Source organism: Mesorhizobium sp. GW821-FHT07A06, from assembly GCF_059419085.1.
The window spans coordinates 25,886-43,568 of sequence record NZ_JBWKRC010000007.1 but is presented as its reverse complement, the minus strand read 5'-3'; the positions used below and the strand labels follow the sequence as shown (position 1 = coordinate 43,568).

Below are 17,683 nucleotides of genomic sequence, written 5' to 3'. Positions count from 1 at the left end.
CGTAACGATCGGCGAATATCGGATCCGTAGTTGCCTATCCGCGATAGTTCTTTCGGCATCGGGCCCTGTCGTCTGAAGAATCTTGGTTGTCAGGTCTAGCGATCGAAAGCCATCGAGTTGGTTCACCCTCAGCCGACTACGACCTGTGTTGGCGCCGTGAAGTTTTCTATGCGGCGCTGACAGTTGGGTTAAATAGCTTCTGCCGGCGCGAAGAAGCAGTTTTCGTGATCTTCGGTTGGGTGCAAGCAGATGTGAAAATTTTCATCACCGGACGGGATGACTCTGTCATAAGGAACAAAATAGCGGTTTTGGTGAGTGACTTTCGGATGATCTCCGGGCCGCAGCATAGTCACGTAGCCATCAGGGCGTGGCGTAACGGTGATGCTGGGAATCCGACCGCACTCGCCCGTCAACGGGTCACCGTGACAGCAGGCCGGCGGATAAGTCCAGCCGTTACCGGCACTGTGCGCAGACGCAGCAACATTATGAAATGCCGCAGCCGTAGTGATCACGCCTGCCAAGCTTGTCACGCATCGTTGGCTGGTTTTCAGCCGCCGGGATCTTCAGGTGCAGCCGCGATAGTGTGGCTGACGGTTGCCACAGGCGTTGCCGTTGAGCGCTCTGATCGAAGCATCGCGGTCCGGTCAGCTGTGATCATGAAGCGAAAGGCGATGGTCAGTCAGATTGCTTCCCGGACTTTGGTAGCGCTGGACAAATGCGCTGCGGCGGAGATAGGTTTCACCTTGATGCAACCGTATTTTCGGAGCGGCTCCCGCAACCCTCTCATTTGACATATCCGAGGAGGCTCTCGATGTGGAACATAATTGGCAAGCTTCGGATATCGAGTCGTACTTGGGAAATAATTCTTCAGGGAATGAGAAGTCCGAGAGGGTCGGTATATTACCGCAGTATCTGGCGGTGATATGGCCAAGGTGGCGCCCGATCAGTTGCGCCGCAGCCGATATTTCAAATGGTATTATGGACGGACCGGCACTGATCGATCAGATTTCCGTTGTTCTCCCATCGGCAAGAATGTGCCGTTACGATATCGATAGGCCAGGATAGTTGTTCCGGCCAGGTCTTGTCGCGGAAGGCCGAGGGAGCGCGTACGATCGCATGAACCGGTTATCGTGTCCCTGTTAGGTTTGCCCGTTGGCTTCTGACACACCGCTCCATCGTCGCGGGGTCAATGTCGATCGCGGACAGTCTCGTCGCCGCGATGCACACCGATCGCGGCGTTTCGCCGAGCAACGCTCTGACGAACCGGGATATGCGGCGAGAACCCGTTGAGCTTGCCGAGCAGTCGCTCGACCACCCCGCCTAGAAGGACCCGGCCACGATCGCGATGGCGGATAGGAATGCCACAATCATCACAGCCACGCTGAAACACGTTCCCCTTGATTGATCTTTTCGGCTTGACACATGTCAAAAATGGATGAGATGATGCTAATCATACGGAAAATGCATGTAGGTGAAGATGGAAACCCGAGATCTTCAGACCTTTCTTGCGGTTGCTGCCAGCGGCAGCATTACCAAGGCGGCTGATATACTCGGGCGTTCCCAACCCGCCGTGACACGCACCATTCAGGATCTCGAGGCCGAGCTTGGCTTCGAATTGCTGCACCGGATCGGTCGACGGGTGCAGTTGTCTGAAGAGGGAATTGCCTTCGAGGAAGAAGCGCGGCGTCTGCTGATGTCGTTCACGGAACTTGCTGCTCGGGCAAAGATGATTGCGGCAGGCAAGGGCCGGATCCTCCAGATCGCTACAACCGCCGCGATCGGCAACGGTTTGATTCCGACGGCTTTGGCGGAGCTGAAAAATATCGAGCTTCCGTACGAGACGCATATTGGACATTTTCTGTCCTCGACAGTCGCTCAGGAAGTACGCAGCGGACGTGCCGAGATGGGCTTTTCAAGTTTGCCGCTCGATACACCTGGATTGGATGTCCTGCGGCTTTATTCGGCGCCCGTCGTTGTCGCTATGCATGAGGGCGATCCGCTGGCTGAGTTCGATGTCGTTCCGCTGTCTGCTTTCTCCGGTCGTCCACTCGCCACGATCCTCAACCCCCTGCGGTTTCAATCGCACATCTCTCGGACACTGGCGGCTCGCGGTATCGAAACGGGTCCGGTGATCCGGACGAATACTGCCTACAGCGCCCTGCTGATCGCAAACAAAATAGGTGCCGCCGCGATTATCGATCCTCTCACGGCCTACGGCCTTAGCCCCCCTGGCATTGTCATTCGCGCGATCGACATCACCGTTCCATTCTATTGGGGCGTACTGGTTGCCCAAAAGCGACCGCTGCGTGCAGTCCCGCAGGCTTTGGTCGAGGCTGTCGAAGCTGTCGCAGAACGGTTGATCGCCGGTTTCACTAGACTCGACCCGGGCATGGCCGGCCAACTAGTGACCGGTCCCGGATCAAGCATAAATTACGGAACCGGAATATGAGGCATACTCCCACCTCGGCAGTGACGACGGGCCTTGCCGCGCTAGAAGCAAAGCTTGAGCAGGATCTCGATTTTCTCGAGCTGCCCGCCAAGCCCTGGGTCCCCGCGCTTCCGCGCGATGGCGTGCCGGTCCGTGACGTCGTCGTCATAGGTGCCGGCATGTGCGGACTGGCTGCTACGGCAAAGCTGGTGCTGACAGGGATCACCAATGTCGTCGCCTATGATGCGGCTCCTGCCGGGCTCGAAGGGCCGTGGGTAACGTTTGCCCGCATGCAAACACTCCGGTCACCGAAGACCCTCAACGGTCCGTCGCTCGGCCTGCCACAGCTGACCTTTCGCGCCTGGTACACGGCGCAGTGGGGTGTCGAGGCCTGGCAGTCGCTGGACAAAATCCCCAAAGGGCAGTGGATGGATTACCTGATCTGGTACCGCAAGGTGCTCGGTCTGCCGGTGCGCAACGGCGTGCGGATGACGGGCATATCGCCAGTAGGTGATCTCATCGCAATCGAAATCGATGGTGCCGAAACGGGCCGGGTTCTCACCCGTCATCTCGTCTTGGCAACAGGCCGGTCCGGTCTCGGTGGTTTTGCCGTACCCGGTTTCCTCAAGGGCATCGATCGCGCCTATTGGGCCCATTCTGCCGACGACATCGATTTCGACGCGCTGAAAGATAAGCGCGTGGCGGTCATCGGCGCCGGCGCCTCTTCCATGGACAACGCCGCAACTGCGCTCGAGGCGGGCTCCGCCTCCGTGGACATGTTGATCCGGCGCAAGGAAATGCCACGCATCAACAAGCTGACCGGCATAGGCAGCCAGGGTGTCGTTCTCGGCATGTACCATTTGCCCGATGCCTGGAAGTGGAAATTTTTCGACTACACCGCCTCGACCCAGACGCCGCCGCCGCGTTCATCGACGCTTCGGGTGTCTCGGCATGCGAATGCCCGGTTTTTTCTCGACTGCGGCATAGTCGCGGTAAAGCAAGATGCGGAGGGCCTTCTGGTCGAGACCACGCAAGGGTCGATGCGCTATGACTTCCTGATCGCCGCGACCGGCTTTTCGAACGACTTCAGCGACCGTCCCGAATTTGCAGCATTCGCCCCTCACATCCGCACCTGGTCGGATGGTCGGTATACGCCAGACATGGGGCCCCCCCGTGCAGGAATGTCGGAGGCGCCGGATCTCGGTCCCGCCTTCGAGTTTCGCGAACGTGTCCCCGGTTCGTGCCCGATGCTGGCACATATCCACTGCTTCAACGATGCCGCAATGCTAACCCACGGCAAGGTCTCTGGCGACATCCCGGCCGTCAGTGCCGGCGCCGATCGTCTGGTCCGCGGCATTACCGCGTCGCTCTTTGCCGAAGACGTCGAAACCCACTTCGCCAATCTCATCGCTTACGACACCCCGGAACTTCTGGGTGATGAGTGGGTGGATTCAACACCCTTGCTGCACAAGGAGGCCGCGTTGTGATCGACGCGATGGACAAGGCCGCCGGTCTTTCACCGGATGATGCACTTTTCGCCGCACGGCGGTTTCGGCCCGAATTCGTGCAGGGGGCGGAAGAATGTCGCGTCTCCGTGCTGCAGCCGGCAAACGATCAGGGGCTGGCGCCGAATTTAAGGGTTGCCCTGGCCCGTCGCATGGCCGCCCTGAATGGCGATCCGGTCCTGATGGCCGAATATGATGTGCAACTGGCTCAGCTTGGTCCGACTGAGCAGCTTCTGGCCTTGGCCCAGGGAGAGACGGATTTGAAGGAACCCCTGGCGACCATCGTCCGTCATGTTGACCTGATCACCCTGACGCCGAAAAAGGCGGAAGCGAGCCATATCGCCCTGCTCGAACAGGCCGGATTGAACAATCCTCAGATCGTCGCGCTCTCCGAGCTGATTGCCTTTGTCAACTTCCAGACACGCGTGGCGATCGGCTTGCGATTGATGAGGTCGGCATGATTTCCTCGGTTCGTCTGAAGCCATTGAATTGGCATCCATACATCGCGCCGGTCGAGCTCTCCCAGGCCACGCCGGAACAGCTCGAAGCGATGAAGGTCACGCCATCGGCCAAGAAAGTTTCGGAATATGTGCGCACCCTTGCGCATGACCCAGAGAGCTATCTTGCCCGCACCATCCTGTTCAACGCGATCATGTATGTCGAAGGCGGGCTTGCGCGTCCCGACCGCGAACTTGGCGCATTGGGTGCTTCGATTGCCAATGGCTGCAAATTTTGTGCCGTCGTTCATGCCCGCAGGCATGCAGAGCTGACCAAGAGCAACGAAGTGGTCACCGCGCTTTATCTCGACAAACCTGAAGCGCTCGGCCCACGCGATGCGGCAATCTACGCCTTTGCCCGCCGCCTGTCGGCGGCACCGTCGGAAGCGACGGCAGACGATATCGCCGCGCTTCGATCCGTCGGCATGGATGATCGCGAGATCATCGACCTGATCCACGCCATATCGATCTTCGGCTGGGCAAACCGGCTGATGCACGTTCTCGGCCATGCGGAGAGCGGGTGATGATGTCGGATGCGATCAAACGCACTCCGTCCCACACTCTGAAGGGCACCAACCAGAAATGCTTGAACTCAAAGATATAAAGCTGTCCTACGGAAGCACGCAGGTCCTGAACGGCGTCAATCTCTCGGTGAAGCGCGGAGATGTGGTGTCAATCATCGGCCCCAGCGGTACGGGTAAGACCACGCTGCTGAAGTGCATCAACTACCTCGCTAAGCCGACATCTGGGACCATCGCATTCGATCAAATCCAGATGGATTACCAGCATGTTGATAAGACGGCGGTCCAGGCGATCCGGTTGCGGACGGCAATGGTCTTCCAGCAGTTCAACGTCTTCAAGAACATGACGGTCATTCAGAACGTGATGGATCCGCTTGTTGTCGTGCAGCGCAAATCCAAGGAGGAGGCACGGGAAATCGCCGCGCGGGAGCTTGAGCGCGTCGGCCTCTCCTCGAAGCGAGACAGCTATCCGTCTCAACTCTCGGGCGGCCAACTTCAGCGTACGGGTATCGCGCGTGCGCTAGCGGTTCGCCCGGATGTGATGCTCTTCGACGAACCCACGTCATCGTTGGATCCCGAACTCGTTGGTGAGGTTCTGAAGGTGATCAAGGACGTCACATCGTCAGGGCTCACTTCGCTGCTTGTGACCCACGAGATGCAATTCGCAAGGAACATCTCAAACCGGATCGTCTTCATGGATGGAGGCGTCGTTGCCGCCGACGGCAGTCCGACCGAGATCTTCGATAGACCCTCTAGCCCACGCCTTGCCCAATTCCTGCAGTCAGAACTCGCATTTCAATAATCCAACAAAGAAGGGAACCCAAGAAATGTCTGCTATCAAATCCAATTTTTCTCGTCGCTATGCCCTGGCCGTCGCGGGGAGCATCGCAATAGCCCTTGCAACCGCAGGGATCAGCTATGGTCAGACCGTTCGGACAATCAAGATCGCGACGTCTGCTGAATCCAAGCCGCTGGCATGGGGCGCGATCGGCGTCGAACCACAAGGATATGAACCCGAACTCCTAAAGGCGATCAACGCAAAGTTGCCGCAGTACAAATTCGAAATGGAAGGTGTCTCGGACATCGCGCAGGAAACCGGCCTTGCCACAGGCAAGTACGATATCGCGGTCGGCGGCTTCTACAAGTCGCCCGAGCGCGCCAAGCAGTTCCTCATCCCGGAAAACCCGATGGGCGCCAGCCTGATGAAGATCTACAGCAAGAAAGACAGCGGCATCAAGGAAATGAAGGATCTCGTCGGCAAGAGGATCGTTCCGCTCAATGCCGGCGGCGGAACCTACAAATTCGTCATGAACTGGCAGAAGGAAAATCCGCAATACAAGCTTGACGTGACGGCTTCGAGCGCCGGCATCCCGTACCCGAACCGGCTGGATGAGGTTCAGAACGGTAAGTTCGACGCGCTGGTCCTGCCATCGAACCTGGGTGAGCAGACCGTGATCGAGGAGAAGAAGCTCGACATCGTGGCGTCCGAACCGGTCTTCAGCAACAACACCTACATGCTGATTCATCAGTCGGACGAAAACAAGGTTCTGGCCGACGATGTGAGCAAGGTCCTCAAGGAATTGAAAGACGATGGCACGATCGAGAAGCTCTCACAGAAGTGGTTCGGCGAGGGCATCGTCCAGTACATGAAGTAAGACCAAGTCTGCAACAAACCTGGTTGGTCAGCGGCAAGGCTGAATTGCAAGAAGGAGTGCTTCAAAGTGGATGTTTCTGCTATGATCCCCGAGTTGCTCTCGGCGTTGCCGCTGACGCTCACCATTACGTTTACGGCCATTGTCGTCGGGTTCTGCCTGGCGCTCGTGGCATCGACTCTGCGAATCCGCAGGGTGCCGGTGATCAGCAACCTGGTCGACCTTTACGTGTCGTACGCGCGCAGTGTTCCCGTGGTGCTGCAACTGTTCGTGGCGTTCTACGGGCTTCCCCTTCTGGTGGCCCTGTTCGGCGCCGCCGATTTCTTCTCGCCAAACGTCGCCGCCATGGTGGGGCTCAGCCTCTATCACGGTGGCTATCTGTCCGAGGTCATGCGGCCTGCATATCTGGCGGTCGACCGCGGCCAGCACGATGCGGCCGACAGCCTGGGCTATACTTTCAGGCAAAAGATATTCCGCGTCGTCGGCCCGCAAGCCATACATATCGGCCTGCCGGGATACGGGAACTCCATCATCTACCTGATCCATAACGTCGCGCTGGTCATGTATATCGGGGCGGCGGACGTGATGGCGACCGCGCACCTGATCATGGAGCGGGACTACAACCAGTACCAGTTCGAGACCTATCTCGTGCTGGCGGTCATCTATTCCGTGTTGTGCCTGATCGCGTGGCTGATCATTCGCTTCTTCGAGCTTCGCTCGCCCATGCAGGCGCCAGAGGCGACGGCCACAGCTCGGATCAAGCACGCGCTCATCTCGAACGCCTGACCCAACGAAAGTATTCAGCCATGTTCGATACGGATATTTTGCTCCAGGACACGTGGGAAATCCTAGGAGCCGTACCCATAACGCTTGGAATGGCGCTCTTGATCTTCCCCCTTTCCGTTATAGTCGGCGGCCTGTTTGCCCTTGTCGAATACAGACGTGTCCCTGTGCTTCGAGAGCTTGTCGTGGTCTACAAGATCATCCTGAAGGGTGTCCCGATGGTCATCGTGATTTTCCTGTCCTATTTCGGCCTGCCCACGGCCCTGCAATTCCTGTACTCGGCGCTCGGGATCGACGCCAATGCCCACGAGATGCCGAACTGGATTATCCTTGTCATCGCTATTGCCGGTTGTGTCGCTGCCTTTCAGGCGGAGATCATCAAAGGGGCCCTCAACGCCTTTGATACAGGCCAGTCGGACGCGGCCAATTCGCTGGGTTACACGGGCGGCCAGCTCTTCCGACGGGTCTTGTTTCCGCAGGTGGCCCTCACCGCGATTCCCGACCTGACGACCTCGATGATGGTCATCATGAAGGCACTTTCCCTTGGGTTCGCCATCGAGGTCATCGATATCTTCGCGCAATCCCAGCTGACTGCCGCGCTGAACTACTATTACCTCGAAGCCTTCGTGATCGCCGTCGTGATCTACATGGTGATTGCCTATATCGTCACGCAGATCGCTGACAGGCTGGAGCAGGCGTTGAGGGTGCGGACTTAAGGGTAGCCACCTTGCAGCTGTCTTGAGCGGAATTCGTTCACCTGATTCGCCGTCTTGCAGGGAACCTGGAATAACCTCATGCCAAGCGGTCGCCCATGAGGTGCCGGCGGCATTAGCCGACGCCGATCAGCCGGCGTCATCTCGAAGAGCAATTGGACGGTACGTCAGGCGGTCAAAGACGCGCCTGCAATTTTGGCACGGGTTGAGAGCCGCGACGGTCTTGGGGCCTCAATGACTGCAACAGGAGTATTACTATGCGGGTCAGTATTCTGGGCGCCGGAGCGATTGCCTACGGCCTTGCCGCCTATTTGGCGGAAGCGGGACACGACCCCATGCTTTGGTCGCCGTCGGGAGAGCGCACCAAGAGGTTAGCTGCCGGTGAATTGCTGAAGGCCACCGGGGCTATCGAGGCAAGGGTACCGGTGCGAATCGCCAAAGATTGCCAAGATGCCGTTGCCAATGCAGACGTCGTGGTAATCGCGCTGCCGGCTAACGGCCACAAGATGGTGATGGATGCTGCCACTCCTCATCTGAGCGAGGGTGTACCGGTCATCATCAGTTCGCACAGTTCCTTCGGGGCGCTGTATCTTTCCAAGCAGTTGGCCGGGCGCCAGGTCAGCCTACCGATCATCATCTGGGGTACAACGCTCGTGACCGGCCGCCAGCGCGGACCAACCGAGATCCATGTTGCCACCGTTCGCCAGAAGCTTGATGTTGCGACGCTGCCTTTCAATGCGCTGGACCAAGGGTTCGAGCTTTGCACGGCCTTGTTCGGCGATCGTTTCGTCAAGCGCGACGGCCTGCTTGCGATCGCGCTCAGCAACCTCAATCCGCAGAATCATCTGGGAATTGCCCTTCTCAATCTCACACGCATGGAGAAGGCCGAACAATGGAGCCAGGGTGGAAATGTCACCCCTGCCGTTGGTCGCTTCATCGAGGCTCTCGACGCCGAACGATTGGCGATCGCCGCCCATTTTGGCATAGCCGTGCGCACCGTCGAAGAGCACTTTTCATTGTCGTTCCATGTCCCCATCAGCACTGTTTCGAAAATGAACCAGGAGATGGACCGCCAAGGCCGTGGCGGCTTTGGGCCGACAACTATCGAGAGCCGCTATATTCTCGAGGATGTCCCGTTCGGACTGCTACCGACCGTTTTCTTGGGGAAGATCAGCGGAAATCCGGCAATTCTTCACGAATCTGGAATTTCCATATTGTCATCGGCTTATGGTCGCGACCTTAAGGGAGATAACGATATTCTTCCTGCGCTCGGCATCGAGGCAATGGTAAAGGCGGATCTCGAAAACCTTTGCCGCAAGGGGTTTTGACAACTCGTCGCAATGGATTGCGGCATAGGTCAATAACCTCATAGCCGTCGGCGGTGCCCGTGCCTGCGATCGCATGCAAATGTCTCGCTGGAACTCGGCTCAAAAAGACTGCCCCACGCGTCCAAAGCTGGATCGCCAAAAGTCTGAGCCGGCCAGATCGACCTCGACCCGGCTTCATCGACGGGAACCAGTCGGGATGGTCAATTCGGCGAAAATGGGCACGTGATTTGAGCCGAATTTCGGCCCGGTGGCATAGCTGGTGAGCCCAACCCCGGCCGAAATTGCGATATGGTCGATCGGCATGCCGAACGCAACCACCGAACCATAGCGGGTGCTGAATCGGGTCGGAGCAAGCCACCACCCGGATTCTGTCGACAACAGGCCAGTCGCTGCAAGGAAGTCGCGATAGAATGGTGACCAGCTTGGCGTGTTCCAGTCGCCAACCACTACGATGTTTGCGTTTGGTGGCTCGGCTTGGATGGCGGTTGTCAGTAGGGCCAGATAGGCATTGCGCTGTCTCCATTGCCATGGGCGCCGGGGGGTGTCCGGATGGATCGAATAGACGATGACCGATCCGGCTGGAGTGGCGATCTCAAATCTGACGGGATGGCGGACAAGGTCAGGGAAGCGACCATCGTCATTGACGACTTTTTCCGACAGAATCGGAAAGCGACTGAAGAGCTTCATGTCGTCGCGGAGATAAAGATCACGGCTGCTATCGAAAGACAGCCCAGCCGATTTCAGGAGCGTGCTCTGCCAAACTGGCAGGGTCTCCTGGGTCACGACCAAGTCTGGTTGCTGCTGGGCGATGTAGGTCTCGAGGCGAGACGTATCGGGTTTTTCTATGTCGATCAGAAGATTGGCGGAAACGATGCGGAGAGGAAAGCCCGGTGCAGGGCGCGCAGGCTGGGGCAAAACCACCATGGGCAAGACAGCGCTAAACGCCGCCGCGCCGGCAGCTATCAGGCCCAATCGGCTGCGGTTAACCAGGCAGATCGCGGCTAGGAGCACACCGAGCACAAGCAAATGAGGTCGAAAAAAATTCAGAAGGTCGGCCGACCAGAAATGTCGGCTCCCGACGAAACTCCCACCGGCGGCAATCGTGAACAGTGAGGCAGCGAGGAGGCTTACCGGTTTGAGGTCCATTGCAGTCCCCGCATGCCCAGGATGGCAGATGCATACAGGGGCGTCCTTAACGCAATGTATTGACTATCTAGTCCGCGCCGCCGGCCCGCGAGGGCTATCATTCGGGCGCAGATTCGCGCCCCGGTCCGCCAACGCACAAGCTCCTGTCTCAATTTCACCCTATCACTCCGATAGAGGCATTCTGCTGAGGTGCCCTGTCAACGGCGTGGTCGCGGTGTCGGTCATGGCGGTGATGATGCCGATGACAGAAGCGCTGTCATGCGGTTGTGGCGGCGCTGACGATTTCCAGCTGTTATGGTAGCAGAAACACAAAGGAGCACGATTTGAATAGCGTATTCTCAAACCGTAGGCTGATCGGATCCTCACTCATGTTAAGCGGTATCGCCATCCTTGTATGTGCTGCGCCGGCATCGGCCGATGTCAAGGTCGAGGTTGCTCAATCAACCTACGAACTGCGCGGCCTGAGCCGCGAAGCGATCCACGACGACCTGCACCGCGTTGGCAAAAAAGATGGCGATGGCGTTATCGAAGGCGAGGTGAATGACGACCTCGCCTGGAAACTGAAATTCGTGGCCGAGGAAGGTTCCTGCCGAGTCGCCTCGGACGAGATCACCCTCAAGCTGAGTGTCACGATGCCAGTCTGGCTCGATGAAGCAAGTGCAGACCAAGTTGTGCGCACCGTCTGGAATAGCTACTATCAGGATCTCAAGGCCCATGAGGATGGCCACAAAACCATCGCTGTCGATGCGGCCCAACAGATCAACAAGCTAACACATGGCGCGAAAGCGGTCGGCCCATGCAAAGCACTTGAGGAATCGCTCAACACCGCGGCCAGGCAGATCGTTGACACGGCTGAGAAAGCCCAGGACAAGCATGATGCCGAGGCTAAGCCGTTCGCGCTCGAATGAGCGTGTGGTTGTCGGGGCCATTTGGGGTCGCGTCGAGACGATGCAAGCCTGGCCATGTTTTCGCCACTTGACCGAAGTTACTGGCTTTGTCTGATCAACTGCCAACACTCCTTGGAAAAGGAAATTTCATGGCTTCCACCGTTGCATTGGTCTGGTACTTGGTGGTCGCAGGGCCACAAGGTGGCATGAGCGTGCTGCCCAGTACCTTTGACAAGCGCGAACAATGCACCGCCGCCATAGCGGAATATCAGAAGCAACCGACGCCGGCAGGTTGGTCGCTGCAATGCGTTCCGAGCGCCTCACCCTATACCGATAACGGTTCGGCTGAGTAACGCCGCAAAAAAACCCCGCCAGCTTCAATTCAGTGTTTTCCAGCCGTTCGCTGCCCTGTCGGTTCCGACACGGCAGCGACCTCGAGGCATTTCGCTGACATTGCCATTTGCCAGGCGGAAGGCACGCCAGAGAAAGCAATGTCAGCAGTGTCGAGTGGCCAGCAGATTGAACGCTTGTCCCCGAAACTCTCTATATGGTTCGGCGAAAATGAATCGCTAACCTTGATGCTCGGTTAAAGCCGCCAGCCATGATGCGGCGCGCCTATTGCGTCAGCAAGGATCACGGAAAATCCATCCGACGTCATCGAAAATTATCGGCTTGAATCTCTAGCTGCTTGAGATTGCAGAATGCGGTCGCAGGAGAGGTGTGATGATCGTATCCCGTTTTGTAGGCCGAAGATGCAAACTGTTTACACGACAAGACCGACCGCGCGGCATGGCGGTTCAATGGAAGCGATATCTCGATTTCGTTGACACGAGGGCGACCCGGCGCCTGAACGCATGAGCCAAGATGTTTTCAATCGAACCAGTGCCGACCGGGGCAAACCGCGGCTTGTCATTGTCATGGCTATGTTCGGCATATTCTTCGGACTTATCACCGCCAAGCTTGCCTTTTTGGGCTTCCAGCCTGGCGCGAAGAATTCCGATGACGCGCGTTACGCCGTAACTACGTCCCGTCCTGATTTGATTGATCGGAATGGCCAGGTGCTGGCGACGGACGTCAAGACCGTGTCACTCTTTGCCGAACCTCGCCGCATTGTCGATGTTGACGAAGCAAGCGAACTTCTCCGCACGGTGCTGCCCGAACTGGATTCTCAAACCCTTCACGCTCAGCTCTCAAGCAATGCCGGGTTCGTCTGGCTTGAGCGCAAACTGTCTCCCCATCAGCAGCAGCGAATAATCGAACTTGGCATCCCCGGCATCGGTTTCAGACCGGAGAAGCGGCGGCTTTATCCAGGAGGCGCCACCACGTCTCATGTCGTTGGTTTCGTTGACATCGACAATCGCGGCATTGCCGGAATGGAGAAGTACGTCGACGATCAGGGTTACTTGGATTTACAAATGCTGGGCATGGCGGAAGGCCGAAATCTCAACCCAGTCAAACTATCGCTGGACGTCAGAATCCAGAACATTGTGCGAGACGAACTCGTCGCCGCCATAAGCCGATATAAGGCTATCGCGGCAGGTGGCGTTGTTCTGGATGTCGATACCGGCGAGGTTCTAGCGATGGTCTCGCTTCCGGACTACGACCCGAACGATCCAAAAGACGCGCTTCTGAAGGATCGATTGAATCGAATGTCAGCCGGCACTTTCGAAATGGGGTCTACCTTCAAGAGCTTTACAACGGCGATGGCACTTGATTCCGGCCTCGTGAAGATCACGGACAGCTTTGACGCTTCATTGCCGATCCGCATCGACGGCTTCACGATCAAAGATTTCCACGGCAAAAACCGCAGGCTGACAGTGCCGGAAATTTTTGAATACTCATCCAACATCGGCACTGCCAAGGAGGCCGAAGTTGTCGGCGTCGAGGCGCACCGGGCGTTCCTTACGAAGATGGGGTTGCTGACCAGGCTGAAAACAGAACTGCCGGAGACGGCATTGCCCACACAGCCGAAGGTCTGGAAAAAACTCAACTCGGTTACGATTGCCTTCGGCCATGGCGTTTCGACGACGCCGCTGCAAACCGCCGCCGCCGCTGCGGCACTGATGAATGGTGGCGGTCTGGTTCCCCCCACATTCCTGCCGCGCTCACGCGAGGAGGCAGACAAGCTGAAAGTTGCCGTGGTCAGCAAGAAGACGAGTGACGCGATGCGCTATCTCTACCAATTGAACGGTCAAAAAGGGTCAGGTCGAAGCGCCCAGGTACCCGGATACCGCGTCGGTGGGAAAACCGGCACAGCAGAGAAGGTGGTCAATGGCCGCTATTCGCCAAACAAGCGGTTTAACTCCTATGTGGCGGCATTTCCGATCGATGCGCCGCGCTATGTCGTGCTTGTTATTCTTGACGAGCCGCAGGTGGAGGGCGGAAAGGCCGGAGCAACCGCTGGTGCAAACGCCGCCCCAACCGTCGGTGCCGTCATCCGAAGATCGGCGGCACTGCTGGGGGTAAGGCCGGACTTCGAACAGGAAGGCAAGATTTTGCCGGCCCTTGAGTGCGAATCGGTCGTACCGAATTCGGGGCCGACATTGGAGTGCTGATCCCAAATAGGCCTGGAGATGGCCGAAAAAAGCGCTTGCTCCTCTAGTTGCTAGAGGAATTAACGTTGCCTTGAGTAGGCACGCAAGAGCACGCGGAAGGCGTAATGTTATGAATGAAACTGTCCTCAAGAGCCGCTACCGGGTCGAAGGAATGGACTGCGCCGGCTGCGCGAAGAAAATCGACACTGCGGCGAGGCGGGTTGATGGTGTCACAGACGTTTCGGTTTCAGTCACAGCCGGAACAATGACCGTCGACCACTCGCCGAAAGCGGATATGGCAAAACTTGCAAAGCGCGTGGAGAGCCTCGGCTACAAAGTGGCCCCGCTTGGCTTGGCGCTGGTGACGCCAACCGCGAGCCAGGGGCTTGAGAGCAAGGGTACAAGCTGTTCCAATCCAGATCATCATCACGATCATGCCGGCGACGATCATTCGGATCACGACCACGATGGTCACGACCATTCTGGCCACGATCACACTGATCATGATCACGCAGGCCACGATCATTCGTTGCACGGCAAAGCGCCGGATAGGCAGCCAATGGCGGCCGACATGGTTGCAGCGAACGCAATCACGACGTTGCAAAGCCGATATCGGGTAGCGGGCATGGATTGCGCCGCCTGCGCGAAAAAAATTGACACCGCGGCGAGGCGAGTTGAGGGGGTCGAGGATGTTTCTGTCTCAGTGACCGCCGGAACCATGACCGTCGATCATTCGTCAAAAGCGGATATGGACAAACTTGCCAAGCGCGTTGAAAGCTTGGGCTACAAGGTTGCCCCAATTGCGCTTGCGCAGGCAAAAACCGGTGGCGGCACGGCGCTCGGGGACGATTTCGCGACTCCCATTGCTCTAAATCACGATCATGCCGGCCATGACCATTCGGATCACGGTCACGCTGGCCACGACCATTCGGGTCACGAGCATGACAAGAAGGCCGATGCCCAGCACGGTGCCGTGGCTGGCCTGCATGGCCACGATCACGGAAGTGAAGAGGGTCCTTGGTGGAAGACGTCGAAGGCGCGGCTGACGATTCTGTGCGGTGTTGCTCTGGCTGGGGCATTCGTGCTCGCCAAGCTTGTTCCGGAAACCGCGCCATGGGCGTTTATCGCTGCCATGGCGGTGGGACTTATCCCGATCGCACGGCGCGCTGTCATGGCGGCTCTCAACGGGTCGCCGTTCACCATCGAAACGCTGATGACGATCGCAGCCGTCGGCGCTGTCATCATCAACGCCAGCGAAGAGGCCGCCGCGGTCGTCTTCCTGTTCCTGGTTGGAGAAATGCTCGAAGGCGTGGCCGCTGGTCGCGCCCGTGCCAGCATCAAGGCGCTCGCGACGTTGGTGCCGAAAACCGCGCTGCTGGAGGTCGATGGAAAAACATCGGAGGTTCCAGCGGAAAGCCTTGCCGTCGGCTCGACCATCCTGGTGCGTCCCGGCGACCGTGTTCCGGCCGATGGCACGATCATCTCCGGCGAAAGCTCGATCGACGAATCCCCGATGACCGGCGAGTCCGTGCCGAAACGGAAGGTTCCCGACGATCAGGTTTTTGCCGGCACCATCAACCAGGATGCGCCGATCCGCGTCAGGGTAACGGCAGCTGCCGCGGACAACACAATCGCGCGCATTATCCAGTTGGTCGAGAAGGCGCAGGAATCGAAAGCGCCTACCGAGCGTTTCATCGACCGGTTTTCGACCTATTATACGCCCGCCGTCATGGTCGTTGCCGCGCTGGTGGCAATCGTCCCACCGCTCTTTTTTGGCGGCGTCTGGAACGAGTGGATCTACAAGGGTCTCGCCATCCTTCTGATCGGTTGTCCCTGTGCGCTGGTCATCTCTACCCCTGCCGCCATCGCGGCGAGCCTCTCTGCTGGCGCGCGCAGGGGATTGCTGATGAAAGGCGGGGCGGTTCTGGAGACCCTTGGCAAGATCACCAAGGTTGCGTTCGACAAGACCGGCACGCTCACCGAAGGCAAGCCGAAGGTCACCGATATCATTGCGGTCGGCCGGACTGAAGCCGAGACGCTGACACTGGCGGCCGATTTGGAGATCGGATCCAGCCACCCGCTCGCCATGGCCATTTTGGATGAGGCCAGAAAGAGGGGCATCAATCCCACGTCCGCCAGCGAGGCAAGGGCAATCGGCGGTGAAGGCATTGTCGGAAAGGTGGGCGGCGTCGAACTCTTCCTTGGTTCGCCAAAGGCGGCAGAAAAGCGCTGCGTCCTCACCCAGGATCTTCAAGATCGCATCGCCAAGCTCAATGATGAAGGAAAGAGTGTCTCGGTGCTGCTTGCCGGCAGGAAGGTCGCGGGCGTCATCGCCATGCGCGACGAGCCGCGCGACGACGCCAAGGAAGGTATTGATGCGCTGAAACGCTTGGACGTTACCGCAGTGATGCTGACCGGTGACAACAGGCGTACCGCTGCCGCCATCGCCAAGAGCCTCGGTCTCGAACCCAGGGCCGAATTGCTGCCGGAAGACAAGCAGCGCATCGTCGGCGAGTTGCAGAAGACCGGACATATAGTGGCCAAGGTGGGTGACGGCATCAATGATGCGCCGGCGCTCGCCGCTGCCGATGTCGGCATCGCCATGGGCGGCGGAACCGACGTCGCGTTGGAAACCGCCGACGCAGCGGTGCTGCACGGCCGGGTGAAGGATGTCGCCAACATGATAGCGCTGTCGCGGGCGACCATGAGTAACATAACGCAGAACATCACCATTTCGCTCGGGCTGAAGGCGGTGTTCCTGGTCACAACAGTCATGGGGATAACCGGCCTTTGGCCAGCGATTCTGGCGGATACCGGCGCGACGGTTATCGTCACGGCGAACGCCATGAGGCTTTTGGGCTGGCGCGGACTGAAGTGATCGCATCAGCAGGGGACAATTTGCTGGGCTCTTCGAGCGCAGGCTTCAGCCGTCAGATTCCCCCGGAGGCCTGAGAAAAGCAGTGGCGATCGAGGTGTCTACGATCGGATTGATAACGGCTGCCCTCGCGGGTGCGATTTCGTTCGTCTCGCCGTGCGTCTTGCCGCTTGTGCCGGGCTATCTGTCTTTCGTGTCAAACGGTGTCGATCCGACCTCGACCCGTATGGGAGATCGCCTGCGGATCACATGGCCCGCCCTATGGTTCGTGGCAGGGTTCACGACGGTCTTCGTTCTTCTCGGGCTAGGCGCGCAGGTGCTGGGCGGCTTGTTCCTTCGCTATAGCGCAGAAGCAAATCTGGTCGGCGGGGCGTTGGTCGTCATCTTTGGATTGTTGATGACCGGCCTGGTCAAGGTTCCGTTCCTCATGCAGGAATTTCGATCGCTAGGGCCAGGTTCCGTCTCTGGACCCGGCAGCGCATATCTGCTCGGTCTCGCCTTTGCGTTTGGGTGGACACCGTGCATCGGACCGGTCCTGGGTTCGATACTGACCGTCTCGGCGCTCTCGGCGGGCAGTGGCGCCATCCTCCTTGCAGCCTATGGCCTAGGACTGGGCGTGCCATTTCTGCTGGCTGCGGTGTTGTTCGGCAACATGGCGGCGGTTCTAAAGCGCCTTCGATATGCCGGTCATATCCTCAACGTCGCGGCTGGCGGCGTGATGATCGCCATGGGCCTTCTGATGATGACTGGACGTCTACAATTGATCGCCTTCTGGTTGCTGGAGCGATTTCCCAGTCTTGGTTCTATCGGTTGA

Annotated in this window: 16 protein-coding genes; 15 read left to right on the top strand and 1 reads right to left on the bottom strand. The window is 58.3% G+C overall.

Features of this window, described 5'->3' with window-relative positions; translation table 11 throughout:
• Positions 1–86 precede the first annotated feature (86 nt).
• The 10 genes from AC07SZ_RS22105 (at position 87) to AC07SZ_RS22060 (ending at position 9,427) form a co-directional block, all read left to right on the top strand.
• Positions 87–791, top strand: a complete 705-nt coding sequence (locus tag AC07SZ_RS22105; protein ID WP_494915825.1) for a hypothetical protein — start codon at positions 87–89, stop codon at positions 789–791.
• A gap of 686 nt (positions 792–1,477) precedes the next feature.
• The gene (locus tag AC07SZ_RS22100) at positions 1,478–2,449 is read left to right on the top strand and encodes a LysR family transcriptional regulator (protein WP_494916079.1); all 972 of its coding nucleotides are present in this window, start codon (positions 1,478–1,480) and stop codon (positions 2,447–2,449) included.
• Positions 2,446–3,915, top strand: a complete 1,470-nt coding sequence (locus tag AC07SZ_RS22095; protein ID WP_494915823.1) for an NAD(P)-binding domain-containing protein — start codon at positions 2,446–2,448, stop codon at positions 3,913–3,915. The genes AC07SZ_RS22100 and AC07SZ_RS22095 overlap by 4 nt, the downstream gene beginning before the upstream one ends.
• Positions 3,912–4,394 carry a CMD domain-containing protein gene (locus tag AC07SZ_RS22090; protein WP_494915822.1) on the top strand — a complete coding sequence of 161 codons (483 nt, stop codon included), beginning with the start codon at positions 3,912–3,914 and terminating at the stop codon, positions 4,392–4,394. Before AC07SZ_RS22095 ends, AC07SZ_RS22090 begins: the two co-directional genes overlap by 4 nt.
• On the top strand, positions 4,391–4,954 hold the full coding sequence (locus AC07SZ_RS22085) for a peroxidase-related enzyme (protein WP_494915821.1): 564 nt from the start codon (positions 4,391–4,393) through the stop codon (positions 4,952–4,954). The genes AC07SZ_RS22090 and AC07SZ_RS22085 overlap by 4 nt, the downstream gene beginning before the upstream one ends.
• Before the next feature lie 58 nt (positions 4,955–5,012).
• On the top strand, positions 5,013–5,753 hold the full coding sequence (locus AC07SZ_RS22080) for an amino acid ABC transporter ATP-binding protein (protein WP_494915820.1): 741 nt from the start codon (positions 5,013–5,015) through the stop codon (positions 5,751–5,753).
• Between the two features lie 25 nt (positions 5,754–5,778).
• Complete coding sequence (locus AC07SZ_RS22075; RefSeq protein ID WP_494916077.1) at positions 5,779–6,606, top strand: transporter substrate-binding domain-containing protein; 828 nt, start codon at positions 5,779–5,781, stop codon at positions 6,604–6,606.
• A 66-nt stretch (positions 6,607–6,672) separates the two neighbouring features.
• Complete coding sequence (locus tag AC07SZ_RS22070) at positions 6,673–7,389, top strand: amino acid ABC transporter permease (RefSeq protein WP_494915819.1); 717 nt, start codon at positions 6,673–6,675, stop codon at positions 7,387–7,389.
• A gap of 20 nt (positions 7,390–7,409) precedes the next feature.
• Complete coding sequence (locus AC07SZ_RS22065; RefSeq protein ID WP_494915818.1) at positions 7,410–8,102, top strand: amino acid ABC transporter permease; 693 nt, start codon at positions 7,410–7,412, stop codon at positions 8,100–8,102.
• Between the two features lie 254 nt (positions 8,103–8,356).
• Positions 8,357–9,427 (top strand): NAD/NADP octopine/nopaline dehydrogenase family protein, encoded by a 1,071-nt coding sequence (locus AC07SZ_RS22060; RefSeq protein ID WP_494915817.1) that lies wholly within the window; start codon positions 8,357–8,359, stop codon positions 9,425–9,427.
• A gap of 174 nt (positions 9,428–9,601) precedes the next feature.
• Here the strand turns inward: AC07SZ_RS22060 and AC07SZ_RS22055 are convergent, their stop codons facing one another.
• Positions 9,602–10,573 (bottom strand): endonuclease/exonuclease/phosphatase family protein, encoded by a 972-nt coding sequence (locus tag AC07SZ_RS22055; protein WP_494915816.1) that lies wholly within the window; start codon positions 10,571–10,573, stop codon positions 9,602–9,604.
• Positions 10,574–10,941: 368 nt separating this feature from the next.
• Here AC07SZ_RS22055 and AC07SZ_RS22050 point away from each other — a divergent pair, with 368 nt between their 5' ends.
• From AC07SZ_RS22050 to AC07SZ_RS22030, 5 genes are all read left to right on the top strand, one after another.
• The gene (locus tag AC07SZ_RS22050; RefSeq protein WP_494915815.1) at positions 10,942–11,481 is read left to right on the top strand and encodes a DUF922 domain-containing protein; all 540 of its coding nucleotides are present in this window, start codon (positions 10,942–10,944) and stop codon (positions 11,479–11,481) included.
• A 128-nt stretch (positions 11,482–11,609) separates the two neighbouring features.
• Positions 11,610–11,813 carry a hypothetical protein gene (locus AC07SZ_RS22045; RefSeq protein WP_494915814.1) on the top strand — a complete coding sequence of 68 codons (204 nt, stop codon included), beginning with the start codon at positions 11,610–11,612 and terminating at the stop codon, positions 11,811–11,813.
• Between the two features lie 501 nt (positions 11,814–12,314).
• A complete protein-coding gene (locus AC07SZ_RS22040; RefSeq protein ID WP_494915813.1) occupies positions 12,315–14,015 on the top strand; it encodes a peptidoglycan D,D-transpeptidase FtsI family protein in 1,701 nt (566 codons plus the stop codon).
• A gap of 109 nt (positions 14,016–14,124) precedes the next feature.
• A complete protein-coding gene (locus AC07SZ_RS22035; protein ID WP_494916075.1) occupies positions 14,125–16,872 on the top strand; it encodes a heavy metal translocating P-type ATPase in 2,748 nt (915 codons plus the stop codon).
• An 82-nt stretch (positions 16,873–16,954) separates the two neighbouring features.
• On the top strand, positions 16,955–17,683 hold the full coding sequence (locus tag AC07SZ_RS22030; RefSeq protein WP_494915812.1) for a cytochrome c biogenesis CcdA family protein: 729 nt from the start codon (positions 16,955–16,957) through the stop codon (positions 17,681–17,683).